Origin of the sequence: Streptomyces sp. NPDC101165, assembly GCF_044768135.1 — a bacterium.
Taxonomy (GTDB): Bacteria; Actinomycetota; Actinomycetes; order Streptomycetales; family Streptomycetaceae; genus Streptomyces.
This window is the reverse complement of record NZ_JBIWPG010000005.1, coordinates 47,255-71,995: the sequence shown is the minus strand read 5'-3', so window position 1 is coordinate 71,995 and position 24,741 is coordinate 47,255. Positions and strand designations below refer to the sequence as shown.

The following is a 24,741-nucleotide window of genomic DNA, read 5'->3' as shown; positions in this document are numbered from 1 at the left end:
AGTTGGCACGGAGGACGGACGGCATGACACCTCTCATCTCCAGGAGCGGCACGGGACGCAAGGGCCTGGTCACGCTCATCTGTGGTGCGCTGGCCGCCGGAGGGCTCGCAGCCGCCGGCGTCGCCACGCTGGAACCCGGGGCGGCATCCGCCTCCTCCCACCGGGAGGCCCCGCTGATCTCGGGGACCCCGCAGTACGACAACACGGACCTGTACGCGTTCGTGAGCCCGGACAAGCCGGACACCACGACGATCGTGGCCAACTGGATCCCCTTCGAGGAGCCGGCCGGCGGACCGAACTTCTACACGTTCGCGGACGACGCGCAGTACGACATCCACGTCGACAACAACGGTGACGCGCAGGGCGAGCTGCTGTTCCGCTACACGTTCAAGACGCACGTCAAGAACAAGAACACCTTCCTCTACAACACGGGGGCGGTGAAGAGCCTCGACGACCCGAACCTGAACATCACGCAGACCTACGACATCGACCTGGTCAAGCTGCACAACCAGAAGGTGGTCTCCAAGACGAGGCTCGCGGACAACGTGCCGGTCGCGCCGTCGAACGTGGGCAAGGCGTCGATGCCGGACTACGCCAAGCTGCGGTCCCAGGCCGTCTACAAGACGGCGGGCGGTGGCGCGACCTTCGCCGGCCAGGCCGACGACCCGTTCTTCGCCGACCTGCGCGTCTTCGACCTGCTCTACGGCGGGAACCTCTCCGAGGTCGGACGGGACACGCTCAAGGGCTACAACGTCAACACGATCGCGCTGCAGGTGCCCAACGACCTGATCCGCGAGTCGTCCAAGCAGCCGATCGTCGGCATCTGGTCGACGACGCAGCGAAAGAACGCGCAGGGTTACTACGAGCAGGTCTCGCGCCTGGGCAACCCGCTGGTGAACGAGGTCGTCAACCCGCAGAAGGACAAGGACAAGTTCAACGCGTCCCAGCCCTGGTACGACGCGCAGTTCCTGAAGAACGTGACCAACCCCGAGCTGCCGAAGCTCATCGAGTCGATCTACAAGATCAAGGCACCCGCCGAGCCGCGCAACGACCTGGTCGACGTGTTCCTCAAAGGCGTCAAGGGCCTCAACCAGCCGCCGTACGTGAAGCCCGCGGAGGAGCTGCGGCTGAACACCTCGATCAAGCCGAGCATGCACCCCAAGCGGCTGGGCGTCCTCGACGGTGACAACGCGGGCTTCCCGAACGGCCGTCGCCTCACGGACGACGTGATCGACGCCTCCCTCCAGGTGGTCGAGGGCGAACTGGTCGGTTCCAAGAACGACTTGGGTGACGCGGTCGACAAGAACGACAAGGGCTTCGAGAAGTACTTCCCGTACGTGGCCGAGCCGACGGCCGGTTCCCGCGGCGCCCTGGCCAAGGGCACGTCCGGCAACGCCGACGTCCGCAGTCAGCTCGGCGACGCCCTGCAGCCGGCCGGGTCCTCCTCCGACGGCTCCGGCAACACGATGCTGATCGCCGCCTCGGCGGCCTCGGGTGCGGCCGGGATCCTGCTGATCGGCACCGCCTTCGCCTGGTGGCGCCGCCGGATGCAGCGTCCGTACTGACCCGCACCCCACTGACCGGCGCGGCCCGTATCCCCTCCCCCACGGCGGGCCGCGCCCTTTTTCTTCCGAGCACGACCAGGCGACCGAGGAGAGGGCATGTCCCCGCGTACGAACGACGACGAGGCCGGCGAGCGGCCGGTGAGCACGGGCGGGGATGCCGCTTCGACACCTGCCGCTCCCGAGGCCGATCCGACCGGGTCCGACACGGAGTCGGGGGATCGACGCGTCGCCGCCGTCCGCCGGGTCGCCGCCACCGGGCGGCGCTGGCGGGCTCTTCAACTGGGCAGTTGTGCGGCGCTGCTGGCGGTCGCGCTGACAGGTGGAGCGATCGCCGTCGGGGCGGCACGGGACGGCGGGCCCGCGGTGGCGGCCGCCTCCACCGCCGTCGATCCCGGGGTGCTGGGCAGCGGGAACCTGGACGCGAGCATCACCGCGCTTCAGGTGCATCTGCGGTCCCAGCCGAAGGACTTCGGCAGCTGGGCCACCCTCGGCCTGGCCTACGTCGAGCAGGCGCGGACCAAGGGTGACCCGGCCCGGTACCCGCAGGCCGAGAAGGCCTTGAAGCGGGCCCTGGACCTGTCCCCCGGCAACGACCAGGCCCTGGCCGGCCGGGCCGCCCTCGCCGCCGCGCGGCACGACTTCAAGAACGCCCTGACCTACGCGGACCAGGCCCTGCAGCAGAACCCGTACAGCGAGCGCGCCCTGTCCTTGCGCATCGACGCCCTGGTCGAACTGGGCCGGTACGCCGAGGCGGACAAGGCCGCCAGGACCGCCGACACGCGCAAGCCGGGCGTGCCGGTCTTCACGCGGTACGCGTACGTGCACGAGCTGCGCGGCGACGTGACGACCGCCCGGCGCGTGCTCAAGCAGGCCCTCGCCGCGGCCACTTCGCCGGGCGATGTCGCGTACGTGGCCGCCCAGCTCGGTCAACTCGCCTGGAACCAGGGCGACTACGACTCCGCACTGACCTACTACGCCCGCGCCCTGGCCGCCGACGAGAACTACCTCCCCGCGCTGGAGGGCCGGGCCCGCGCCCAGGCGGCGAGCGGCGACCGGGGCGAGGCGATCAAGGGCCTGGAGACCGTGGTCTCCCGCTATCCGCTGCCCGGACCGCTCGTCGAACTCGGCGAGCTGTACGAGGCCCGAGGCGCCGCCGGCGACAAGGCCAGGGCGCACGACCAGTACGCGCTCGTGGACGCCTGGATCGCCCTGGCCCGCGCCAACGGCGTCAACGCCGACCTCGACACCGCGCTGGCCGCCGCCGACCACGGCGACAAGGCGTCCGCCCTGCACGCGGCCCGCGCCGAGTGGGCCCGCCGGCACACCGTGCACACCGCGGACGCCCTCGCCTGGGCGCTGCACGTCAACGGCCGTGACAAGGAAGCCCTTCCCTACACCCGCCAGGCCACGGCCACCGGCTACCGCAGCGCCGCCTTCCTCTACCACCGCGGCATGATCGAGCTGGCCACGGGCCACACCGAGGACGGCCGCGCCTCACTGAAGGCAGCCCTGAAACTGAACCCCGGCTTCTCCCCCCTGGGCGCGGCCCGGGCCCGCAAGGCGCTGGAGGCCGCCCGGTGAACCTCCGCCGCCCGCTCGCCTGTGCCGCGGCGGTCCTCACCGCCGCCTGCGCCCTCGTGCTCACCCCGGCCACGGCCGCGAGCGCACACCCGCTCGGCAACTTCACCGTCAACCGCTACGACGGTCTCGTCGCCGCCCCCGGACAGCTCCGTGTCGACCATGTGGAGGACCTCGCCGAGATCCCGGCCACCCAGGCCAAGCCGGACATCAAGCGCCTGGGCCTGTCCACGTGGGCCGAGCAGCGGTGTGCCGCGGCCGCGAAGGGCAGCAGTCTCACCGTCGGCGGACACTCCACGCCGCTCACCCCCGGTTCCGCCCGTGCGAGCCTGCGGCCCGGGCAGGCCGGGCTCAACACGCTGCGTGTGGAGTGCCGGTTCACCGCGCCGCTCCCCCAGGGGAAGTCCGTCGCCCTCGGCTTTCACAGTGCGGGTGCCACCACCGGGCCCGGCTGGCGGGAGATCACCGCGCGCGGCGACCGCATGACGCTCACCGCCACGGACGTACCGAAGAAGTCGGTCTCGCACGAACTCACCAGCTACCCCAAGGACTTGCTGTCCTCCCCCGCCGACACCGCCACCGCCTCCCTGCGGGTGCGGCCCGGCGGACCGGCCCTCGCGCAGGAGCGGCAGGACGCCCCGGGCGCCTCTGTACTGCCCCGGGGCGCCGACCGCTGGACCCGCGCCCTGGACGACCTCGTCGCCCGCCATGACCTCACGCTCGGCTTCGCCGCGCTCGCCCTGCTCATCGCCGTCGTCCTGGGCGCGATGCACGCCCTCGCTCCGGGGCACGGCAAGACCCTGATGGCCGCGACGGCGGCCGCGCGCGGAGGCCGGGCCCGGATGCGGGACGTGCTGCCCCTGGCCGCCTCGGTCACGGTGACCCACACCCTCGGTGTGGTCGCCCTGGGCCTGCTCGTCACGGCCGGTTCCGCCGCCACGCCCTCGGTCATCGCCTGGCTGGGCATAGCCAGTGGCGCCCTGGTGCTCGTCGCGGGCACGAACCTCGTACGACGGGCCTGGCGCAACCGCGCCCACGCACATCCGCACCCTCACCCCCACCCGCATACGCACGGGGAAGCCGAAGAACGCCCGCTGGCCCTGGTGGGCGCGCACCAGGACGAGGAAACAGCCCACGCGCACCATCACCACCACGACGGCCACCCTCACCACGACGGTCACGACCATCACCACCACGAGCACGAACACGGGCATGAACACGAACACGGGCACGAACACGGCGTGGTGCACACCCACGGCGGCCACACCCACAGCCACCCCACCGCCCCCACTCTCCGCGGCACGATCCTGCTCGGGTTCGCCGGCGGTCTGGTGCCCAGCCCCTCCGCGGTCGTCGTGCTGGTCGGCGCCGCGGCGCTCGGGAAGGCCTGGTTCGGGCTGCTGCTCGTCGTGGCGTACGGCGCCGGGCTGGCGCTGACGCTCACCGCGGCCGGGTTCGCCGTCGTCCGGCTGGGTTCGGGCGTCACCCGGGCGCTGGACCGGCGCCCGCGCTGGACCGTCCACCCGGTTGCCACCCTCGTGCGCCGGACCCTGCCACTCGCGTCCGCGCTGGTCGTCGTCGCCCTGGGTGCCGGATTGGTGCTCAAGGGGGCCGCATCCGCGCTCGGCTGAGCTACTTTTGTGGAGAATTCACGTGAGATGCCGTGGGGGTCGTCCGTGTCCGAAGAGCCGGGCCGTGAACGTGTGATCGCGGGCCGCTACCGCCTGCTGTCCCCGCTGGGCGAGGGCGGCATGGGCACCGTGTGGCGCGCCCGTGACGAGGTGTTGCACCGTGAGGTGGCCGTCAAGGAGGTGCGGGCCCCGGCCGGGCTGGCCGCCTCGGACGTCGAGCGGATGTACGCCCGCCTGGAGCGCGAGGCGTGGGCGGCGGCGCGGGTCGCCAACCGCAACGTGGTCACGGTGTACGACGTGGCCATGGAGGGCGGCCGCCCCTGGGTCGTGATGGAGCTGGTGCGCGGGCTGTCCCTCGCCGACCAGTTGGATGCCGAGGGTCCGCTGCCACCGCAGCGGGCCGCGCACATCGGTGCCGAGGTGCTGGCCGCGCTGCGTGCCGCGCATGCCGTCGGAGTGCTGCACCGGGACGTGAAGCCGGCCAACGTGCTGCTGGCCAACGACGGCCGGGTCGTCCTCACCGACTTCGGTATCGCGACGGTCGAGGGCAGTTCGGCGCTGACCATGACGGGTGAGGTGATCGGCTCGCCCGAATTCCTGGCTCCGGAACGGGCCTTGGGCCGTACACCGGGCCCGGAGTCGGACCTGTGGTCGCTGGGCGTGCTGCTGTACGCGGCCGTCGAGGGCAACACCCCGTTCCGGCAGGACACTCCGCTGAGCACCCTGCGTGCCGTGGTGGACGAGGAGCTGCCGCCGCCGCTGCGGGCCGGACCGCTCGCCCCGGTCGTCGAGGGGCTGCTGCGCAAGGACCCCGCCGAACGGCTGTCCGGCGAACGGGCCGAACACGATCTGCGGATCGTGGCGGCGGGCGGGACCCTCGGGCCGGCGCGCCCGGATCCGGTGCAGGCCTCGCCGTACGCCCCGACGATGGCGGCCGAGTCCCGACGGCCGTCTCCCACACCGCCGATGCCCCTGCCCACCGGGTACCCGGAGCCGCAGACCACCGCCGTCGAGCCGCGACGCAACCGGCGGGCCGGCGTGGTGCTGGTCGCCGGTCTCCTCGCGGTCGTCCTGGCCGTGGCGGGACTGACGTACGCGCTGCTCAACCACAACAACGGCGGCGGTGGCGGGAACACCGGCGCGCACACCAGCCGGGCGAGCGGCAGGACGCACTCCCCCAGCCCGAGCACGAGCGCCCACTCGGACACCGCGGCGCCGCCTCCCACCCGGAGCAGCAGCGCCACGGCGAGCAGTCAGCCGGCCCAGTCCGTGCGGGTCACCCTGGCGGGCGCGCACACGGAGTACGACGGAAGCTGCCCGCCGCCGACCGCGCAGGCGCCCACGTTCACGGCGACGTTCACGGTGGGGCGGGTGCCCGCGCAGGTGGAGTACCGGTGGGTGCTCGCGCACGGGTCGGTCTCCGACCCGGGGTGGAAGACGCTGTCGTTCCCCGCGGGCGGTGGGAAGACCCAGCAGGTGCAGGTGGTCGTGACCGCCTACTCCGACAGCGGGACGATCGAGAACGAGATCAGCGTGGAGGTGCGCAGTCCGGTGCGGACCACGTCGAACTCGGTGCCGTTCACGGTGACCTGCGCAACGACGGAGACCCCGACGGACGGGGCCTCCGCTTCACCTTCGGCCTCGTGACGGTCAGGCCGCGTTCGTGAGCACCGGCAGGTAGCCGCCGGACTGGCCGGCCGCGGTGGGGTGGTACGACTCGCCGATGGAGAGCCAGTTGACGCTGTGCAGCCAGGAGTCGCCGGAGCAGATCTCGTGGCCGGTGAACGTGGTGCGGACGTCGCCGAAGACGAAGTCGTGGTCCAGGGCGCGCTTCTGGATGGCGGCGTCGATGTAGTCGGCCGCGCTGTTGATCGCCGACCGCTTGGTCTCGGAGAGGCCGAGGCAGGTCTGGCCGAGCTTGTAGAAGCGGGGGTAGCCGATGACGACCACCCGGGCGGACGGGGCTTTGGCGCTGATCGCGTCGTACACGGCGTCGAGCTTGCCGGGGAGCGTGGAGTCGACGTACGCCTTCGCCGTGTTGATCCGGGACAGGCACGAGCTGTCGGACTGGAGCACACAGGTCGTCATGACGTCGGCGAAGCCGGCGTCGTTGCCGCCGATGGTGATCGAGACCAGGGCGGTGGAGGAGTTGAGCGAGCCGAGCTGATTGGCGAGCACGTCGTCCGTCTTGGCGCCCGAGCAGGCGTTGAAGGCGAACGAGGACGGGCTGTGAGCGGCGTTCCACAGGTACGGGTACGCCTTGGTGCTGCGGTCGCAGCTGCCGCTCGAACTGATGTAGCTGCCCGCTCCGACTCCGGAGGAGTAGGAGTCGCCGAGCGCCACATAACCGCCGTTCGCGGCGACCGTGGAGGCCTGCGCCGCGGCGGCCCCGGTGAGGGCGAGGCCGGTGGCGAGGAGGAGTGAGGTCACGGATGCCGCAAATCGGGAACGTCTCATGGAACCTCCCTTTAGCAGGATCTCTGCCACAACTGTCGTAGCAACTACGCGTGTTGACTGGAAGTGTTCATGCCAAGACTTTTTAGGCCTCAACGACGTCTCGACTGGATCGACTCAGGACGTTCACGCCCGAGATATTGCGTGCACACGTCACCCCTGCTGACGGCGCGTCAAGGCTGCTGGGGAACACATGTGTACGAAGAGGTGTCATCTTGACGACCCACCGGGGGCTGCGCCACATTGAAGCCCGACATCCGGCGCGTCGGGGGGCAAAGTCGCCAATGCAGACCTTACGCATCAAGACACCTTCGGCAGACGGCGCCGAGGACGATGCCGAGCGGGCGCGGCCAGGTCCGGGGAGGGACCTGTCTCCGCTGCTCGCCGGGGCGGCCACAGCAGTGGGCGCGGTGGGCGCACTGCTCGCGCTCACCGACGCCGACTCACCGCTGCGCGGCCCCTGCACGCTGTTCTTCCTGCTCGCGGCGCCGGCCGTGGCGATCGGGGCGGCGCTGCGCGGGCTGGATCCCTTCGGCCGGGTACTCACCGCGCTTGCGGGCTCGGTCGTACTGGACATGCTGGTTGCCCAGGGCATGCTCGCCGTGCACCGCTGGTCGGTGCACGGCGGTGTGATCGCGGTGGCCGCGCTCAGCGTGCTGTTGCTCCTGCTCGTCCTCGGCCGGGAGAAATTCCGTTCGAGGAAATCGAAGCAAGAGTGAGAAGTCGGGCCAAAGTTACGTAATGGCCAAACCAATAAAAACGTGAGACTCCGTTCCAGGTCTTGCCATTCTGCTTCAATCGTCAATACCGTCGTACATCTCACCCGCATCGGTCCGTCAGCACACGGTTCAGGGGAGGGCTCAGGGCCGTGACGTTCCGGCGCGGGGCGCGGTAGGGGGGTGCCGTGCTCGGTGACCGCACTGGTGACCGAGCCGTGCCGCGCGACCGGCTGCCGTCTTCTTCCGGCAGCCCGGCCAGCTTTGCCAGCTCGTCTGCGGGCACGGAGACCGTTTCGCCGTGCCGCGGATGAGAACCCCCCTTTCGAACCGGACAAAAAGCGGGGCCGCCCAGGGGCGGGCGGTCCACCGGACGAGAGGGACCACACTCATGAGTTCTGTCCTGCATCCGCCGAGTTCGGGCCAAGATCCGTTAATGGCCGCCCAGTACCGGCCCATCTCCTCTCACCTGGCGATCACTCCGCCGGTGAGCGTGGTGATTCCCGCCATGAACGAGGCGGAGAATCTGCCCTACGTCTTCAAGACCCTTCCGGACTGGATACACGAAGTGGTTCTGGTGGACGGCAACTCCACCGACGACACCGTGGAGGTGGCCCGCTCGCTGTGGCCCGGGGTGCGCGTCGTCGAGCAGCAGGGCAAGGGCAAGGGGGATGCCCTGATCACCGGGTTCGAGGCCTGCACCGGCGACATCATCGTGATGGTCGACGCGGACGGCTCGGCCGACGGCAACGAGATCGTGTCGTACGTCTCCGCCCTCGTCTCGGGCGCCGACTTCGCCAAGGGTTCGCGCTTCGCCAACGGCGGGGGCACGGACGACATGACCTTCATCCGCAAGCTCGGCAACTGGGCGCTGTGCACCGTCGTCAACCGCAAGTTCGGCGCCCGCTACACCGATCTCTGCTACGGGTACAACGCGTTCTGGCGGCACTGCCTCGACAAGATCGACCTCGACTGCACCGGTTTCGAGGTCGAGACGCTGATGAACATCAGAGTGGTCAAGGCGGGGCTGAAGGTACAGGAGATCCCCAGCCACGAGTACCTCCGCATCCACGGCACGAGCAATCTGCGGGCCGTGCGGGACGGGATCCGGGTGCTGAAGGTCATCCTCGCGGAGCGCTCCAACCGGCGTGCCCTGCGCCGCCAGGCCCACCAGGAGCGACTGCTGAACACCGGGCGGGGAGAGGTGTCTTGAGAGATCCCGGCATCTCCGTCGTGATCTGCGTGTACACGGAGGACCGCTGGGAGGACATCCTCGCGGCAGTCTCCTCGGTGCGCGCACAGTCGTATCCGGCGCTGGAGACGCTCCTCGTCGTCGACCACAACCAGGCCCTGCTGAATCGGCTCGGCCGCGCGTACCAGGAGGCCGGCGATGTGCGGGTGCTCGCCAACGCCGGCCCGCGCGGTCTGTCGGCCGGCCGCAACACCGGAGTCGCCGCCTGCCACGGCGAGGTGATCGCCTTCCTCGACGACGACGCCGTGGCCGAGCGGGACTGGCTGCGCCGCTTCGCCGAGGGATACGCCGACCCGCGGGTGCTGGCGGTCGGCGGCCGCACGCTGCCCGTCTGGGCCTCGGGCCGGCGTCCTGCCTGGTTCCCGGAGGAGTTCGACTGGGTGGTGGGCTGCACCTACCGGGGGCTGCCGCCGGGCCGGGTCCGGGTGCGCAACGTGCTGGGCGGAAACGCTTCGTTCCGGCGTACGGCGTTCGACGCGGCGGGCGGCTTCGCGACCGGCATCGGCCGCGACGGCGACCGGCGCCCGCTGGGCTGCGAGGAGACGGAACTGTGCATCCGCCTCACCCGGGCCCGCCCCGACGCGCTCCTGCTCATCGACGACCGTGCGGTGATCCACCACCGGGTGCCCGCCGCCCGTGAGCACTTCGCGTACTTCCGCACCCGCGCCTACGCCGAGGGCCTGTCCAAGGCGCTGGTGGCCCGCAGCGTCGGCGTCGGCAAGGGGCTCGAGTCCGAACGCCGCTACACCACCCGGGTGCTGCCCGCCGGGATCGCCCGCGGTCTGCGGGACGCCCTGCTCGCCCGCCCGGGCGGCGCAGGACGCGCGGGCGCGATCGTCGCGGGGGTGCTCACCGCGGCGGGCGGCTATGTGGTGGGCAGCGTGCGGGCGCGGCGAGGCGGGCCGACGTTCTCGGTCGTGCCGGTCGGGCCGGCGAGAACACCGGGGAGCGACACGGGCGCGGGGACGGAGGAGGGGGAACGTCCATGAGCCGCACGGGCGTACGGATCGAGGGGGAGCGCCCATGACCGACACCGCCGTACCCATCCTCATGTACCACGCGGTGGCGAGCGCACCGAACGACGCCACCCGGGGCCTCTCGGTCGCGCCGGAAGCCTTCGCCGAGCAGATGGCACTCATCGGTGACCTGGGCCTGACCCCGGTCACCACCGCCGACCTCGCGGCCCGCTGGCGGTCCGGCCGCCCGCTGCCCGAGCGGCCAGTGCTGATCACCTTCGACGACGGCTACGAGGGGGTCCACCGGCACGCCCTGCCCGTGCTCGCCAAGCACGGCTTCCCGGCCACGCTGTTCGTCTCCACCGGCTGGATCAGGGGCGCGTACGACACCGGAGGCGGCCTGGACGCCATGCTCGACTGGCAGCAGGTGCGCGACCTCGCCGACACCGGGATCGAGATCGGCGGGCACAGTCACTCCCACCCGCAGCTGGACCAGCTGGACGACAACGCCCTGCGCGCGGAACTGGTCCGCAGCACGGAGATCGTCACCGGCGAACTGGGCGCACGGCCGGTGTCGTTCGCCTACCCGTACGGCTACTCCAGCCGCCGGGTCCGCGTCGCGGTGCGGCACGCCGGGTACGCCCAGGCGCTCGCCGTCGGCAACGGGCTCGCCCGCCGCCGCCAGGGGCCGTACGCCCTGCACCGCGTCACCGTCCGTCGCGGCACGGAGGTCGAGGAGTTCGAGCGCTTGCTCCAGGGCCGTGCCATCACCCGTAACTTCGCCAAGGACCGCGCTCTGACCAAGGGGTACGCCCTCGTCCGCAGAGCCCGCCAGGTCCACCGGAAGGCCATCCGTTCCCGTGTCTGACACGACCACCACAACCGAGGCCGCAACGCCCGAGGACCAGGCGCCCGAGCAGTCGGGGCGCCGCCTCCGCCTGCCCGGGACGGGCCGGGGGTCCGGCGGCGACCAGCTGTTCCGCAACGCCTACGCGCTGATGCTGAACACCGGCATCTCCGCCGTCCTCGGACTGGGCTTCTGGCTGGCCGCGGCACGCTACTACTCCGAGTCGGCGGTCGGGCAGAGCTCCGCCGCCATCGCCGCGATGAAGCTGCTCGCGGGGCTGACCGCAGTCACCCTGACCGGCGCCCTGGCCCGCTTCATCCCGGTGTCCGGGCAGCGCACCGGGCGGCTCATCTTCCGCACCTACGCGGGCAGTTCGCTGGTCGTGGCGGTGGCGGCGGGGATCTTCCTGCTGACGCTGGACATGTGGGGGCCGTCGTACCGCTTCCTGCACGGGCCGCTCAACGGGCTCGGCTTCATCCTGGCCGTCGTCGCCTGGAACCTGCTCACCCTCCAGGACGGCGTGCTGACCGGGCTGCGGAGCGCGCCCTGGGTGCCGGTGGGCAACACCGTGTTCTCGGTGGTGAAGCTGGGGCTGCTCGTCGCGTTCGCCGTGGCCATCCCGACCACCGGCGTCTTCGTGTCCTGGGTCGCCGCGATCGCCACCTCGGTGGTGCCGCTGGGCTGGCTGGTGTTCCGGCGGCTGGTGCCCCGGCACGTCAAGGCGACCGAGGACCATGCCAGGCCGCCGTCGCTGAAGGAGATCGGGCGGTTCCTCGCCGGCGACTACACCGGCTCGCTGTTCTCGCTCGCCGTGGTCTACCTCGTCCCGGTGATCATCGCCTCGCAGGTCAGCTCCGAGGACAACGCGTACTTCTACATCACCACCACCATCGGCGGCACGACCAACCTGCTCGCCATCAACATGGGCGCGTCCCTCACGGTCGAGGGCTCGCACGACCCGGGGCGGCTCGCCGCCGACACCCGTGCCGCGCTCAAACGAATGGCCCGGATCATGCTGCCGATCGCGAGCGTGCTGTTCGTCGGCGCTCCCTGGATCCTGGGCGTCTTCGGCGCCGGCTACGCGGACGCGGCGACCCCGCTGCTGCGCTGGTTCGCGGTGGGCGCGGTGCTGCGGGTCGTCATGGAGACGTACTTCGCGGTGCTGCGCGCGCAGAGCCGTACCGCCGGACTCGCCTGGCTGCAGGCCCTGTTGTGCGTGCTCGTGCTCAGCCTGACGCTGCTGCTCCTGCCCCGGATGGGCCTGACCGGAGCGGGCGTCGCCGAGATCTCCAGTCTCGCGGTGATCGTGGCGATCGCCGCACCGAAGCTGTGGCGGACCATCCGGTCCGCACCTCCTGCCCTGCCGGATGCGGTGGCACCCGACGGGGACCTCGCCGACCTGGGGGCGCGCGAGGTCCCCTCCGTCGCCCAGGCCCCCCGGCACAGCCCGGCCTGGGCGCTGGACAACGACACCCTCGCCCTCGGCATCCACGTCGACTTCGACCATGTGGAACGCCGGCCGGACGTCCGCCCGGGCCCCGGCACCCCGCCCGCGGGCACACCCGTGCCGCGACCGGTCGAGGAGCCGGAACCGGGCGCGGAGGCATCGCTCGGGCCGGCCGAGGCGGCGCTGCTGCGGGAGGCGGAGGCCGACGCGCCGTTCCAGGCCGCGGCCCACGAGAATGCCGTGGTGGACGAAGTCGTCGGCGAATCCATGGACATGGCCGGGGACGAGGCCCTGGACGAAGCCGTGGACGAGGAGCCGTCCGCACCGCCCGCCCGTCCGGGGCTCACCCACTCCGGTGTCGTCCTCGGCTGTCTGCTGATCGCCGCGCTCCTGCTGTACTGGGTGCCCGCGCTGCGGCTCGGCGAGGCCGACCTCGACGGGATGGGCGGGCTCGGCCTGGTCTCCGTGCTGCCGCTGCCGACGCTGGTGGGCGCCGCCCTGCTGATCACGGTGTTCGCCTCGCTGCTCCGGCTGCGCCGCGAGCACCGGGCCCTGTTGCTGGTCACGCTGCTGGCGACCGTGGTGTCGTTGCACGCGCTGCCCGCGGTGCTGGAGACCGAGCCGCGGTTCGCGACGGCCTGGCAGCACCTCGGCTTCATCGACTACATCGACCGCACCGGGTCCGCCGTACCGGATCTGGACGCCCGCTGGAGCTGGCCGGGATTCTTCGCGGTGGCCGCGTTCGTCGCCCGGGCGTGCGGGGTCGACGACTTCACGGAGATCATCCGCTGGTGGCCGACGGCCGTCCAACTGGCTTACCTGGCACCGATGTTCCTGCTCACCCGGTCACTACGGGCGAGCTGGCGGGCCAGGTGGACCGGCGTGTGGCTGTTCGTGCTCAGCGGCTGGGTGGGCCAGGACTACTTCTCCCCGCAGGGCTTCACGTTCCTCCTGTACCTGGTCTTCGTGGCGATCCTGCTGGTGTGGTTCCGCCCTCCCCACCTGATCTGGACGAAGTTCCGCCCGGGAGAGGCCGAGGTCGAACCCGTCGACAGAGGCCAACGGGCCGTGCTGCTCATGGTGCTGATCGGCCTGTACGCGGCCAGCGTCCCGGCGCACCAGCTCACCCCGTTCGTGATGCTCGGCGTGCTCGCCGCGCTGGTGCTGCTCGGCCGGTCCGAACTGCGCGGGCTGCCCATCCTGTTCGCGGTGCTGGTCGCGGTCTGGGTCGGCTTCATGGCCGAGCCGTACTGGTCCGGGCACTTCGACGACCTCTTCGGCGGGGTCGGCGGAGTCGGCAGCAACGTCTCGACCTCGGTCTCCGGCCGCATCCAGGGCGGGAACCCGACGCACAAGCTGGTCCTGTACACCCGGGTCCTGCTGGCCGGCTCGGTGCTGGCCCTCGCCTGCTGGGGCTGGTGGCGGCGGCGCTTCCACCGGTACCGCGAGCGGTCCCTGCTGGTGCTCACCTTCGTCCCGTTCCTGGGCTTCGGCATGCAGTCGTACGGCGGCGAGATGGCGCTGCGTGTCTTCATGTTCGCGGTGCCGGGCGCTGCGCTGCTCGGCGCGCTCGCCCTGTTCCCGCGCACCGGGGCCACCGCGAAGGAGCGCGAGAAGGAGCGGGCCGGCCTCGCCCCGCCGGCCGCGCTGCTGGCCGGGCTGCTGCTGATGAGCGGCTTCCTGGTGGCCCGGTGGGGCAACGAGTCGTTCGAGCGGACCCGGCCCGGCGAGGTCGCGGCGATGGACTGGGTGTACGCCCACGACCGGCCCACGGTACGACTGCTGTGGCTGAGCCAGGACACGGTCAACGACGTGACCCCGGCCATGCCGTGGGGCGCCCGGGACATGGAGCGGGTGAACTACGTGCCGACGCTCGCACCCGCCGACCCGGTGCTGGTGTCCGGTCTGGTCAAGGCGCTCAAGGACGCGGGCCCGAACTCGTACCTGATGATCAACGAGAGTCAGGTCACCTATCTGGAGCTGGACGCGGGTTATTCGGCGACCTGGAAGTCCCGGCTGATCCACCACCTGGACAACCGGCAGGAGCTGACGAAGGCCCTGGTCAACGACGACGTCACCGTGTACGCGCTGCGCAAGCAGCCGACGGGCCCGGTACCAAAGCCGAACCCGGGCCGGATCGGGCCCCAGGTGACGTGGACGTCGTGGTCGGTGGTCGGCGCGCTGGCCGCCGTCGCGCTGATCCTGCTCCTCACCGCGCGCGAGGTGGTCCGGGTCGCGGCACGGCCGAGCACCAGGCAACTGCGATGGCTGCAGGGCAGCTTCTGGTTCTCGCTGCCGCTGCTGGCGGTGCTGCTGGCCTCGCTGGTGCAGCGGTTCCTGACGATGAAGTGACGGGTAACGGGGTGCTGGCTCAGCGGTCGAGCCACCGCACCTCGTACGCGTGCATGGCGAACCGCTTCCCGTCGACCTGGGCGTCGATCGGCCGGTCGAGGGTGTTGACCACGAGGACCGTCCTGCTGTCGGCCAGCACCCGCACGTTGGGCACGTCGTCCTGGGCGACGGACACCGTCTCGTACCGGGTGCCCGGCGGGAACGCCCGGTCGAACCGGGACACCAGGTCGTACATGGGGAGCTCCCTGCCCCCGCCGGGTGTGTCGGTCGGCGTCCACAGGCAGCCGGGGCAGTCGGTGCCCGTCTTCTCCTCCGGGTTCCAGTAGAAGCCGGAGTCGGCGCCGCCCTTGACCATGGCGATCATTCCGGTGGCGTGCACGGCGAGGCGGTGGGCCTCGGACCAGCCCCTGCGTTCGTCCTTGCCGTCGGCGGGTTCGACGTAGTACTCGGCCCACCACAGGGGCAGGTCGTGGGTCTGCTGCCGTACCCACGCACCCACCGCGGTGAGCTTGTCGGTGGCCGCGAACTCGTCGGGCAGCAGGTCGTCGTCGTCGGTGTAGCTGGAGCCGTCGACGACCACGAAGTCGGCGCCCGCCCGGTGGCTGTTCCAGTAGCCGAAGGCGTCGAGGGCCCGCTGGTCCATGGCACCCCAGGCACCCCGGAGGACGGTCGACGCGTTCTCCTTCTGCCGCGGGTCGACACTGTCCATGACCAGGTACGGCCCGCCGACCATGATGTCCTTGTCGACCTTCTTCAGCGCCTTGTAGACGAGGTTGTACATGGTCGTGTAGCCCTCGTAGTCCCAGCGGCCCTCGGCGTTGTTCCAGAAGCCCTTGAACTCGTTCCACACGATGAAGTGGCGTACGTCGGGATAGCGCTTGGCGACGGTCGCGGCGAGGTCGGCGAAGTCCTGGTAGTGGTCCGGGGTGGGCGCGGTCTCCAGGGCGGCCTGGCTCCAGTCGGTGTTGTCGACGCCGGACCTGCCGCCCTTCATCCAGTCCGGCGAACAGCAGAGCGTGACCACGGGGGTGCCGCCGGACCTGCGGATGAAGTCGATGCGGCGGTCCATGGCGCCGAAGTCGTAACGGCCCTTCACCGGCTCGGGGTTGTCGGCGCCCCAGCCCATGAGCGCCTGGTCCTGCGGCAGCCCGCCGTTCTTCGCCAGCAGCCCGGCGACCCGGTCGGTGGCCGCGCCGCTGCCCTGGTCGGCGCTGTACTGGGTGTGGGTGAAGCCCCAGCCCACGTACGGCTCCGGGCGCTCGGGCGGGGTGGCGGGCGTGCCGTGGACCTTGTCGCCGTCGCGCGAGGTACCGGCGGTGCTGCCGCCGCCGGGCAGCGTGTTGATCAGGGTGACGATCAGGGCCAGAGCGGCCGCGCCCACACCGAGCAGGGCGATGAGCCTCCACCGCCGAGTCCCCGTATACCACTCATGACGTCCCATCATGGACAACAGTAACGGCGGCGACCACGTACGGGGCAGGTCTTGGGAACACCCGGGACAAGGGGTGGAAATGCCGTGCGCGGAGGGCATCGGTGCCGGATCATGGCGGCATGGCCGTGAACCCACACGACGCTCTGCCGATCCGGCTCCACGTCGACGACTCCGACTCTCCGTCCGACGTCGTCGACGCGCTGTTCCTCGGCCGCTTCGCGACGGGCGAGCAGCCGTACTCGCACGCGGCGAACATCGACCGCGTGCGCTCCGGCGCGACCCTGCTGCCGGAGGGCGCCAAGGTGCTGCGGGTCGCCCGCGACGACGACCGCAGCGCGACCCTCGCGGAGGGCGACGGCTGGACCCTGCTGATCTCCCGCTGGAACCGCGGCGCGGACGTCACGGTGACCGCGACCACCGCCGAGCTGGCGAAGACGGTTCTCGACCGGGCCACGGACGGCGCGGCCGACGAGCCGGAACCGCAGCCGGAGAACGTGACCATGGGCTTCTGGTACGTCTCCCCGCGGCGCGGCCCGCACCGCACCACCCGCCAGATCTCCGCGGGCACCTGGGACGAGGTGCGCCCCAACTACACGGCCCCCGTGGCGGACGCGATGGACCGCCTGATGAAGACGACCCCGGAGGACATCGCGGGCCGACTGCTCCTGCTGCACGGCCCGCCCGGGACCGGCAAGACCTCCGCGCTGCGCACGCTCGCCCGCTCCTGGCGGGACTGGTGCCAGGTGGACTGCGTGCTGGACCCGGAGCGGCTCTTCTCCGACGTCGGCTACCTGATGGACATCGCGATCGGCGAGGAGGACGGCCCGGGCAAGGGCCGCTGGCGGCTGCTCCTGCTGGAGGACTGCGACGAGCTGATCCGCGGCGAGGCCAGGCACACCGCGGGCCAGGCTCTCTCCCGGCTGCTCAACCTCACCGACGGCCTGCTCGGCCAGGGCCGCAACGTCCTGGTCGGTATCACCACCAACGAGGACCTGGAGCGTCTGCACCCGGCCGTGGTCCGCCCCGGCCGTTGTCTGGCCCGCATCGAGGTGGGCCCGCTGACCCGCCGCGAGGCGGTGAACTGGCTCGGCACCGAGGAGGGCGTCGGCCGCGAGGGCGCGACCCTGGCCGAGCTGTTCGCGCTGCGCCGGGGCACGGCACCGACGTCGGTCCCGGGGGCACGGGAAGGGGCGGACGCGGGGCTGTACCTGTAGGCCCGCGGCTGTACCTGTAGCCGATCGCCGCCGGTGCTTTGATGGAGGTATGACCCTGTTCGTCGGCACGTCCGGGTGGCAGTACAAGGACTGGCGGGGGGTCCTGTACCCGGCCGACCGTCCGATCCGGCTGTGGCTGGAGGAGTACGCGACGCGCTTCGCCACGGTGGAGATCAACAACGCCTTCTACCGGCTGCCGACGCGGGAGAACTTCGAGGCCTGGCGGGACCGGGTGCCGGACGACTTCGTGGTGGCGGTGAAGGCGAGCCGGTACCTCACGCACATCAAGCGGCTGAAGGACCCCGAGGAGCCGGTCCACCGTCTGATGAGCCACGCGGCGGGCCTGGGCACCCGCCTCGGCCCGGTCCTCCTCCAGCTCCCACCCACCCTGCGCGCGGACCCGTCCCTGCTGGACACCTGTCTGGCCTGCTTCCCCTCCGGCACAAGAGTCGCGGTCGAGCCACGCCACGATTCGTGGTGGACACCCGAGGTGCGCAAGGTCCTGGAGTCCCGGAACGCGGCCCTGTGCTGGGCGGACGTGCAGGCCCACCCGGTGGCTCCCCTGTGGCGTACGACGGACTGGGGCTACCTCCGCTTCCACGAGGGCCGAGCCCAGCCGTGGCCGCGCTACGGCCGACGGTCCCTGGAGACGTGGGTGGACCGCATCGCGACGACCTGGTCCGACGCCGAGGACGTGTACGCGTACTTCAACAACGATCCGGGCGGGGCGGCGGTGGAGGATGCGGTGGTGTTCGGGAGGACGGCGGCCAGGGCGGGTCTGACGGCGACGCGCACACCGGAGCCGGCGACGCACCGCTGACCCTGCTCAGTCCGCCCCGTAAGCCGCCCGCAGGGCATCCCGCACCGCGGCCGACGCCTCGTCCTCGGTGAGCCCGAGCCGCCGAACCCGCTCCGCGTAGGCCTGGGCAGCCAGCGACGCCTCACGCACCGCGGCCGAGCCGGCGGCGGCCACGAACGTGCCGTTGCGCCCGCGCGTCTCGATCACCCCGTCGCCCTCCAGTGCCCGGTACGCCTTGGCGACCGTGTTCACCGCGAGCCCCAGCGACTCGGCCAGCCCCCGCACCGTCGGCAGCCGGTAGCCCACCGGCAGCACCCCGGACCGCGCCTGCTCGGAAATCTGCGCCCGCACCTGCTCGTACGGCGGCGCACTGTCATCGATGTGGATCTTCAGGCTCACAAGGCCGATTGTCCCGTACCCACCGGAAAATCAGAGGCATCCCCCGCACATCTCCCCGTACGGTGCCTGCTCATGACTGTGATCGTGCGCGACCTGCGGCCCGACGTCCGAGCCGACGCCGAGGGCTATGCCCAGGTCCGCCATCTCGCCCTGCCGTACATCCTGTTCACCCCGGAGTCCGTCCGCCACACCCTCACCCACAGCCACCCCGACGCCCACTTCCGCGCGCTGATCGCGGTCGAGGACGGCGAGGTGATCGGCACGGCCGGGGTCTCCCTGGCGCACGACAGCACGGAGCCGGGCCAGGGGTACCTCAACATCTACGTACGCCCGGACCGTGTCCACCGCGGTGCCGGCCGGCTGCTCGCCCGGACCGCCGAGGAGCACCTCGCCACCGTGGGCGCGAGCAAGCTGTACACCTGGGTCCTCGACGAGCCGGCCCATCGCGCCTTCGCCGAACGGCACGGCTACACCCGGGGCCGCCCCGCGCACTTCCTCCGTCTGGACCTGGCGCACGGCACCCTCCCGCCGCTCCCGGAGCTCCCGCCGGGCGTGGAGCTGCGCACGGCCGCCGACTTCGCGGACGACCCGCGGCCGCTGTTCGAGCTGGACGCGGAGACCGTGTCCGACGAACCCGGGGAGATCAACGTCGAGTTCACGGACTACGACGCCTGGCTCGAGCAGACGTGGAAGCACCCGCTGCTGCACCCCGAGCTGACCATGGCCGCGGTCGTCGACGGCCGCCCGGTCGCCTTCAGCGTGGCCTACACCGACGGCGCCACCCTCCCCCACGCTCGAACAGGCTCGCGCGGGGGGACCCCCATGACCACCGCGATGACCGGCACCGCCCGGACCCACCGCGGCCGTGGCCTGGCCAAGCTCGCCAAGATCCACTCCCTGTACCGGGCGCGTGCCGCCGGCCTCACCGAGGCCTTCACGGGCAACGACGCCGGCAACGACCCGATGATCGCGATCAACAAGTGGCTCGGGTACGAAATCTGCGCGACGGAGGTGCGCTATGTCCGCGAACTCGGCTGAGACCGCTGCCCGGGTGGAGGTCGTCCTGGTCAAGGGCGGCCGTACGAAGATCCGTTATCCGGCGGAGCTGCTGGCCGACGACGGCGTCCGCGTCTCGGTCCGCGCCCCGTGGGCGGGCGGGGGCGTGCGCGACTTCGGCTTCGTGCGGTTCGAGGCGGGCGACGTGTTCACCGAGCACTACTGGCGGGACCGCTGGTACTCGGTGAAGGAGGTCCGGGCCGGGGACGGCAGCCTCAAGGGCTGGTACTGCGACATCACCCGCCCGGCCGTCCTGTCCGGCACCGAGCTGGTCGTCGAGGACCTCGACCTGGACCTGTGGCGCTCCGCCGACGGCACGGACGTACGACGTCTGGACGAGGACGAGTTCGCCGAGAGCGGGCTGGCGGAGACGGACCCCGAGGCCGCGTCCGCCGCCGTGGCCGCCCTGGACGAACTGGAGGCGCTGGCCCGCGAGGGCGGCTTCGAGAAGCTGCTGCCCTGACGCCTCGCAGACCCCGCCCGCCCTGCTGCACCGCTCATACGGTCGCGACCACCGCATACCGCTCGTCGTCCACGGCCTTCCCCCACAACACGGGGTCGCCGGACAGCCGCTCCACACGCACGTGCCCGGCGACGGGCTCCAGCAGGACGGTGAGCCGCTCGGCGGGTATGCCGACCGGGGTGAGGGTCCCCCAGACGCCCTCGACCAGCACGAACCGGCCTCCGGGCCGCAGCAGGGTGCGCCAGTGCCGCAGGACACGCGCGGGGTCGGGCAGCGTCCACAGCACATGCCGGACGAGGACGACGTCGTAGCGCTGCTCCCCCACCGGCGGCGCGGCGGCGTCCCCGTGCAGGACCGCCGCGTCCCGCCCGGCGAGCTTGGCCCGGGCCCGCTCGACCATGGCCGGCGAGCTGTCGACCCCGGTCACCCGGTGCCCCTGCTCGGCGGCGAGGAGCGAGAGGCTGCCGGTGCCGCAGCCGAGGTCCAGGACGTCGGCGGGGCGCTCGGGCAGCCAGGACCGGAGCAGGGCCGCCCAGGCGGCACGCACCTCGGGTGCGCGCAGGCCGTGGTCCGGCTCGTCGTCGAACGCGGTGGCCGCCGCGTTCCAGTCCACCTCGGCACCCACCGCAACCAGGTACTCACTCTCGTTCGTCATTCCCCCAGAGTGACACCCGCCACTGACAGTCCCGACGTGACAGCCGCCACTGACAGACCGGCACCGATGAGGAACTCTCGCCCAAAGGGTCCACCCCCGTGACACCACGGATCCAGGTGGGCACTGAAGGAGGCAGCCATGCGCCGAGTGACCGTGCAGAAGCCCCTGAAGAGGACGGACAGCCGCCGGATCCGCGACGAGGCGGAGGAGCGCCCCACGGGGCGTCCGGAGGTGCGCAAGGACATCGCACGCACCTGGTGGCCGGACAGCTGACCGGGCCGGCAGATTCCGCTGTCCGGTGTCAGACCAGTCGTTTCCGGTAGTGGATGCGGTCGTACGGCCCGTCCACACGCCGTTCCACGACCTCGTAACCGAACCTCGGATAGATCTTCTGGTTCTCCCACATCAGCGCGTTGGTGTAGAGCCTGACCTCGGGCAGACCGAGCACACGCGCGCGTGCGTCCACGAACTCCAGCAGGCGCCGCCCCGCCCCCGTGCCGTGCGCGTCGGGACGGACGGCGATGCTGTCGAGAAACAGATGGTCCTCGCGTGCCTCGACCACGACGAGCCCGACCACCGGCTCCCCGAACACGAACACCCGGCCCGCGGCCACGTCCGCCGCATGGTCCGCCTCCATGGGCTGCGGCACCACCCCGATGCGCTCGATGTAGCGGTGGTACGCCGCATCGGTCACGGCCTTCACGGCCGGAACGTCGGCAGCCCGGGCGGGCCGGATCTCGTCGTTCGTCATGGCCGGAAGGCTATCTACCTCAGCGCAGCCTGAGCACTCCCTTAACGGCACCATAAGGATCTCCATCGCCCGCCCCCAACAGGCGATTTCACGGTTTCTTGGGGCTAGCTTCTGATCGCCCCCCACGGGATTCACCCCACCCCCGAGGACCGTTCCGAGGAGTTCCCCATGTCCTTCCCCACGCTCTCGACTTCGTTCGAGCAGGGGATGTCCCAACGCCGTAGGGCCGCCGTCGTCGCCGTTCTCGGCAGTGCCGCGCTCGCGCTGTCCGCCGTGCCCGCCTCCGCGCACGGTTCGATGGGCGATCCGGTCAGCAGGGTGTCGCAGTGCTACGCGGAGGGACCGGAGAGCCCCAGGTCGGCCGCGTGCAAGGCGGCGGTCGCGGCGGGCGGTACGCAGGCGCTGTACGACTGGAACGGCATCCGCATCGGCGACGCCGCCGGACGGCACCAGGAGCTGATCCCGGACGGCAAGCTGTGCAGCGCGAACAACGAGGAGTTCAAGGGGCTGGACCTGGCCCGCGCGGACTGGCCGGCGACGAGTGTGCGCAGCGGGTCGTACACCTTCAAGTACCGCGTGACCGCCCCGCACAAGGGCACCTTCAAGGTCTACGTCACCAAGCCCGGCTACGATCCGGCGAAGCCGCCGGCCTGGGGAGACCTGGACCTGGAGCACCCGGTCGCGACGGCCACGGACCCGGTCCCCTCGGGCGGCTTCTACACCTTCTCGGGCACCCTTCCCGAGCGCTCGGGCAAGCAGCTGCTGTACGCGGTCTGGCAGCGCTCGGACAGCCCGGAGGCCTTCTACTCCTGCTCCGACATCGACTTCGGCGGCGGTTCGACGGGCGGCACCACCCCCGCTCCGAGTGCGTCCGCGCCCTCCGACGAGCAGATCGCGGACGGTGCCGACAAGTCGACGATCGAGCACCACGGGCACGGGGACGACGACGCGAGCACGTCCGCGGAGCCGGTCACCGCGGCCCCGGTGACCCCGGCCAACGAGCCGAAGGCCGCCGGAACTTCGGAGAACCTCGCCGAGACCGGTGCCTCCACCGGCACCACGTACGTGGCGATCGGCGGCGCGGCGGCGCTGGCGCTGGGTTCGGCGGCGCTGTTCATGTCGGTGCGACGGCGTGCCACGGGCGGCCGGCACGGGCGGTGATCCAGGACTCCGGGGCCTGTCCGGCGGCTCAGGTCGGACAGGCCCCGGCGGCGCGTCAGCTGAAGGCCGATGCGCAGGTGGTGGCCTTGGCGTGGGCCGGATCGAGGGCGTTGGCCACCTCGTGGAAGGCGATCCGGTCGAAGAGCCCGATCGCCACGTGCTCGGAGAGGTCGAGCGGGCACAGGTCCTGGAGCAGGACGTTGTGGACGTCCGAGCCGCTCAGGTACTGGTCGCGCCAGGGTGTGGCCACCTCGTCGTACTTGGTGGCGATGACCGTGTAGTGCACTCCGGGGACGGTGTCGCCGCCCGCGTTGAGCTTGGTGAGGAAGGCGGAGTCGGCGATCTGGTCGGCGAGGCCGGGGGTGGTGGCCTTGATCAGGTCCTCGGCGCCGGGGAAGTACGGCAGCAGGTTGGTGAGGCCGTCCAGGTCGGTGCCGTGGTTGTCGGGGGCGAGGCCGACGAGGGAGTTCACCTTCGCGGATCCGCCGAGGAACTTCAGGTAGTAGCGGGGCATCATGCCGCCCTGGGAGTGCCCGACCAGGTCGGCCTTGCCGGCCCCGGTCGCGGAGAGCACCTTGTCGACGAAGGCGGACAGTTGCTCGGCCGACTTGTCGATGGGGCCGAGGCCGTAGAAGAGTGGGACGCCGGGCAGCTGGCCGTAGTCGAGGGAGTAGACGCAGTATCCGCGGGTCTTCAGATACGGTGCGAGGGACAGCCAGTTGTCGATGGAGTTGCCCAGGGTTCCGTGAACCAGGATCACCGGGCGGGGATGGTCGGCGGAGGGCTTGCAGGAGTAGTCGTTCCAGCCGCTGCTGGGAGCGGCGTCGGCGGCGTGGGCGGTGGCTGCGGGAACGGCGGCGACGGCGGCGGTCAGGAGCAGCGCTGCGAGGGGTCTGAACACTCGCTTCCAGGGCAGCATCGTGTGATCTCCTTGCGGCTCAAGGGAGGTGCGACGGCCTAACCCTGTGATCCGGATCACGAGGATGCTGTTCACTCGTCAAGTTACGGGCGAGTAGTCCAGCTGTGAAGTTACGCGTCAGTAAAAACTTCCAGTGATAACCAGAGCGTCGTCCGGCAGCCGATGAACCGTCACCAGGCAGGCCTGATCGGACCGTAGGGCGCGATCCGCGTCAAACGCTCCCGCAACGCCCGCACTTCACCCTCGCCCAGCAGTTCGACCCATGCGCCCACGACCTCTGCGGCCGCCTCTTCCGCGGCCCGGGTGCAGGCCCAGCCCTGCTCGGTGAGCACGATGAGCCGGGCCCGCGCATCCTCGGGATGCGGGCGCCGCTCGACGTACCCCTTGCGTACGATCTCGTCCACCAGCTGGCTGGCGGCCTGCTTGGTCACCCCGAGGTGTGCGGCGAGATCGGTGACGGTGGCGCCGCCGGGCGCGAGCCGTGCGAAGGCGAAGCCGTGGGCCGGCCGGATGTCCGTGAAGCCGCGGGCCTCGACCCCGTCATGGATGCGTTGCGTGAGGTCGCCCGCGACGGCGAGCAGGGCGGCGGACAGGGCCATGGCTTCGGAGTTCTGCACGCAGGCATTGAAACACCCTTGACTAATCGGTCAAGCAGCTTGACCATATAGTCAAGCTGCTTGACCACATGAAACGGAGGCCACCGTGCCAGTCGTCCGCTCGTCCGAGGCCGTGACCCACGAGATCCACGGCGCCCGCTTCGTCTCGTACGCGACCCCCCTGACCGGGAGCAAGGAACTGTGCGCCTGGCGGGGCGAGATCCCCGCGGGGACCAAGGCGCCCGCCCACACCGTCAACCGGGAGGAGATCTTCCACCTGCTCATCGGCGACCTGCTGATCACCCTCGACGGCCGCACCGAGCGGATCTCCGCCGGCGACACGGTGATCATCAACCCCGGCGCGACCCTGGCCGTGGAGAACCCCACCGACCACACCGCGGTCTCCTGGGTCACCACCTCCGTCGGCCTCACGGCGGAGCTGGCCGACGGCACGGTCCTCACCCCGCCGTGGGCCAACTGACGCCACCCGGGCGGTGG

23 protein-coding genes are annotated in these 24,741 nt (G+C 71.3%); 16 read left to right on the top strand and 7 right to left on the bottom strand.

Translation table 11 applies throughout. From position 1 onward, the window contains the following. Positions 1-23 precede the first annotated feature (23 nt). From ACIRVH_RS11780 to ACIRVH_RS11765, 4 genes are all read left to right on the top strand, one after another. Positions 24-1,565 (top strand): DUF4331 domain-containing protein, encoded by a 1,542-nt coding sequence (locus tag ACIRVH_RS11780; RefSeq protein ID WP_403951150.1) that lies wholly within the window; start codon positions 24-26, stop codon positions 1,563-1,565. A gap of 96 nt (positions 1,566-1,661) precedes the next feature. Then, positions 1,662-3,146 carry a tetratricopeptide repeat protein gene (locus ACIRVH_RS11775; RefSeq protein WP_403951148.1) on the top strand — a complete coding sequence of 495 codons (1,485 nt, stop codon included), beginning with the start codon at positions 1,662-1,664 and terminating at the stop codon, positions 3,144-3,146. Further along, positions 3,143-4,774, top strand: coding sequence for a sulfite exporter TauE/SafE family protein (locus ACIRVH_RS11770; protein ID WP_403951145.1), 1,632 nt, complete (start codon positions 3,143-3,145; stop codon positions 4,772-4,774). Before ACIRVH_RS11775 ends, ACIRVH_RS11770 begins: the two co-directional genes overlap by 4 nt. Positions 4,775-4,819: 45 nt before the next feature. Then, entirely contained in the window at positions 4,820-6,421 is a 1,602-nt protein-coding gene (locus ACIRVH_RS11765) for a serine/threonine-protein kinase (RefSeq protein WP_403951142.1), read from the top strand. Between the two features lie 3 nt (positions 6,422-6,424). Here ACIRVH_RS11765 and ACIRVH_RS11760 read toward each other — a convergent pair whose 3' ends face one another. Beyond that, the gene (locus tag ACIRVH_RS11760) at positions 6,425-7,231 is read right to left on the bottom strand and encodes an SGNH/GDSL hydrolase family protein (RefSeq protein WP_403951139.1); all 807 of its coding nucleotides are present in this window, start codon (positions 7,229-7,231) and stop codon (positions 6,425-6,427) included. A 281-nt stretch (positions 7,232-7,512) separates the two neighbouring features. On the opposite strand from ACIRVH_RS11760, the gene ACIRVH_RS11755 reads away from it, so the two are divergent. The 5 genes from ACIRVH_RS11755 to ACIRVH_RS11735 all read left to right on the top strand — a co-directional run bounded on the left by ACIRVH_RS11755 (position 7,513) and on the right by ACIRVH_RS11735 (position 14,798). Next, positions 7,513-7,947, top strand: coding sequence for a hypothetical protein (locus ACIRVH_RS11755; RefSeq protein ID WP_403951137.1), 435 nt, complete (start codon positions 7,513-7,515; stop codon positions 7,945-7,947). A 388-nt stretch (positions 7,948-8,335) separates the two neighbouring features. Then, positions 8,336-9,157 (top strand): glycosyltransferase family 2 protein, encoded by an 822-nt coding sequence (locus tag ACIRVH_RS11750; protein WP_403951135.1) that lies wholly within the window; start codon positions 8,336-8,338, stop codon positions 9,155-9,157. After that, the gene (locus ACIRVH_RS11745) at positions 9,154-10,185 is read left to right on the top strand and encodes a glycosyltransferase (RefSeq protein ID WP_403951132.1); all 1,032 of its coding nucleotides are present in this window, start codon (positions 9,154-9,156) and stop codon (positions 10,183-10,185) included. Before ACIRVH_RS11750 ends, ACIRVH_RS11745 begins: the two co-directional genes overlap by 4 nt. A 34-nt stretch (positions 10,186-10,219) precedes the next feature. Beyond that, positions 10,220-11,020, top strand: coding sequence for a polysaccharide deacetylase family protein (locus ACIRVH_RS11740; RefSeq protein WP_403951129.1), 801 nt, complete (start codon positions 10,220-10,222; stop codon positions 11,018-11,020). After that, a complete protein-coding gene (locus ACIRVH_RS11735; RefSeq protein ID WP_403951126.1) occupies positions 11,013-14,798 on the top strand; it encodes a lipopolysaccharide biosynthesis protein in 3,786 nt (1,261 codons plus the stop codon). Before ACIRVH_RS11740 ends, ACIRVH_RS11735 begins: the two co-directional genes overlap by 8 nt. Positions 14,799-14,817: 19 nt before the next feature. Here ACIRVH_RS11735 and ACIRVH_RS11730 read toward each other — a convergent pair whose 3' ends face one another. After that, positions 14,818-16,239 carry a xylan 1,4-beta-xylosidase gene (locus ACIRVH_RS11730; protein WP_403951982.1) on the bottom strand — a complete coding sequence of 474 codons (1,422 nt, stop codon included), beginning with the start codon at positions 16,237-16,239 and terminating at the stop codon, positions 14,818-14,820. 110 nt (positions 16,240-16,349) lie between these two features. Here ACIRVH_RS11730 and ACIRVH_RS11725 point away from each other — a divergent pair, with 110 nt between their 5' ends. Both ACIRVH_RS11725 and ACIRVH_RS11720 read left to right on the top strand, forming a co-directional pair. Further along, complete coding sequence (locus tag ACIRVH_RS11725) at positions 16,350-17,444, top strand: DUF5925 domain-containing protein (protein ID WP_403951124.1); 1,095 nt, start codon at positions 16,350-16,352, stop codon at positions 17,442-17,444. A gap of 49 nt (positions 17,445-17,493) precedes the next feature. Beyond that, positions 17,494-18,264, top strand: a complete 771-nt coding sequence (locus tag ACIRVH_RS11720) for a DUF72 domain-containing protein (RefSeq protein WP_403951121.1) — start codon at positions 17,494-17,496, stop codon at positions 18,262-18,264. 6 nt (positions 18,265-18,270) lie between these two features. Here the strand turns inward: ACIRVH_RS11720 and ACIRVH_RS11715 are convergent, their stop codons facing one another. After that, on the bottom strand, positions 18,271-18,642 hold the full coding sequence (locus ACIRVH_RS11715; RefSeq protein ID WP_403951118.1) for a GntR family transcriptional regulator: 372 nt from the start codon (positions 18,640-18,642) through the stop codon (positions 18,271-18,273). Between the two features lie 72 nt (positions 18,643-18,714). On the opposite strand from ACIRVH_RS11715, the gene ACIRVH_RS11710 reads away from it, so the two are divergent. Next, positions 18,715-19,680: a GNAT family N-acetyltransferase gene (locus tag ACIRVH_RS11710; RefSeq protein WP_403951115.1), complete on the top strand. Its 966-nt coding sequence runs from the start codon at positions 18,715-18,717 to the stop codon at positions 19,678-19,680. After that, on the top strand, positions 19,661-20,161 hold the full coding sequence (locus ACIRVH_RS11705) for a DUF402 domain-containing protein (protein ID WP_403951112.1): 501 nt from the start codon (positions 19,661-19,663) through the stop codon (positions 20,159-20,161). The genes ACIRVH_RS11710 and ACIRVH_RS11705 overlap by 20 nt, the downstream gene beginning before the upstream one ends. 34 nt (positions 20,162-20,195) lie before the next feature. On the opposite strand, the gene ACIRVH_RS11700 is transcribed toward ACIRVH_RS11705, so the two are convergent. Then, entirely contained in the window at positions 20,196-20,816 is a 621-nt protein-coding gene (locus ACIRVH_RS11700) for a class I SAM-dependent methyltransferase (protein WP_403951109.1), read from the bottom strand. 138 nt (positions 20,817-20,954) lie between these two features. On the opposite strand from ACIRVH_RS11700, the gene ACIRVH_RS11695 reads away from it, so the two are divergent. Further along, positions 20,955-21,089: a hypothetical protein gene (locus tag ACIRVH_RS11695; RefSeq protein ID WP_403951106.1), complete on the top strand. Its 135-nt coding sequence runs from the start codon at positions 20,955-20,957 to the stop codon at positions 21,087-21,089. Positions 21,090-21,117: 28 nt separating this feature from the next. On the opposite strand, the gene ACIRVH_RS11690 is transcribed toward ACIRVH_RS11695, so the two are convergent. Beyond that, positions 21,118-21,567: a GNAT family N-acetyltransferase gene (locus tag ACIRVH_RS11690; protein WP_403951103.1), complete on the bottom strand. Its 450-nt coding sequence runs from the start codon at positions 21,565-21,567 to the stop codon at positions 21,118-21,120. 207 nt (positions 21,568-21,774) lie between these two features. Here ACIRVH_RS11690 and ACIRVH_RS11685 point away from each other — a divergent pair, with 207 nt between their 5' ends. Beyond that, positions 21,775-22,728 (top strand): lytic polysaccharide monooxygenase, encoded by a 954-nt coding sequence (locus ACIRVH_RS11685; RefSeq protein WP_403951979.1) that lies wholly within the window; start codon positions 21,775-21,777, stop codon positions 22,726-22,728. A 55-nt stretch (positions 22,729-22,783) separates the two neighbouring features. On the opposite strand, the gene ACIRVH_RS11680 is transcribed toward ACIRVH_RS11685, so the two are convergent. Beyond that, entirely contained in the window at positions 22,784-23,647 is an 864-nt protein-coding gene (locus ACIRVH_RS11680) for an esterase/lipase family protein (protein ID WP_403951100.1), read from the bottom strand. 170 nt (positions 23,648-23,817) lie between these two features. Next, positions 23,818-24,264 carry a MarR family winged helix-turn-helix transcriptional regulator gene (locus ACIRVH_RS11675; protein WP_403951097.1) on the bottom strand — a complete coding sequence of 149 codons (447 nt, stop codon included), beginning with the start codon at positions 24,262-24,264 and terminating at the stop codon, positions 23,818-23,820. A gap of 85 nt (positions 24,265-24,349) precedes the next feature. Here ACIRVH_RS11675 and ACIRVH_RS11670 point away from each other — a divergent pair, with 85 nt between their 5' ends. Beyond that, entirely contained in the window at positions 24,350-24,724 is a 375-nt protein-coding gene (locus ACIRVH_RS11670; protein ID WP_403951095.1) for a cupin domain-containing protein, read from the top strand. Positions 24,725-24,741: the final 17 nt, after the last annotated feature.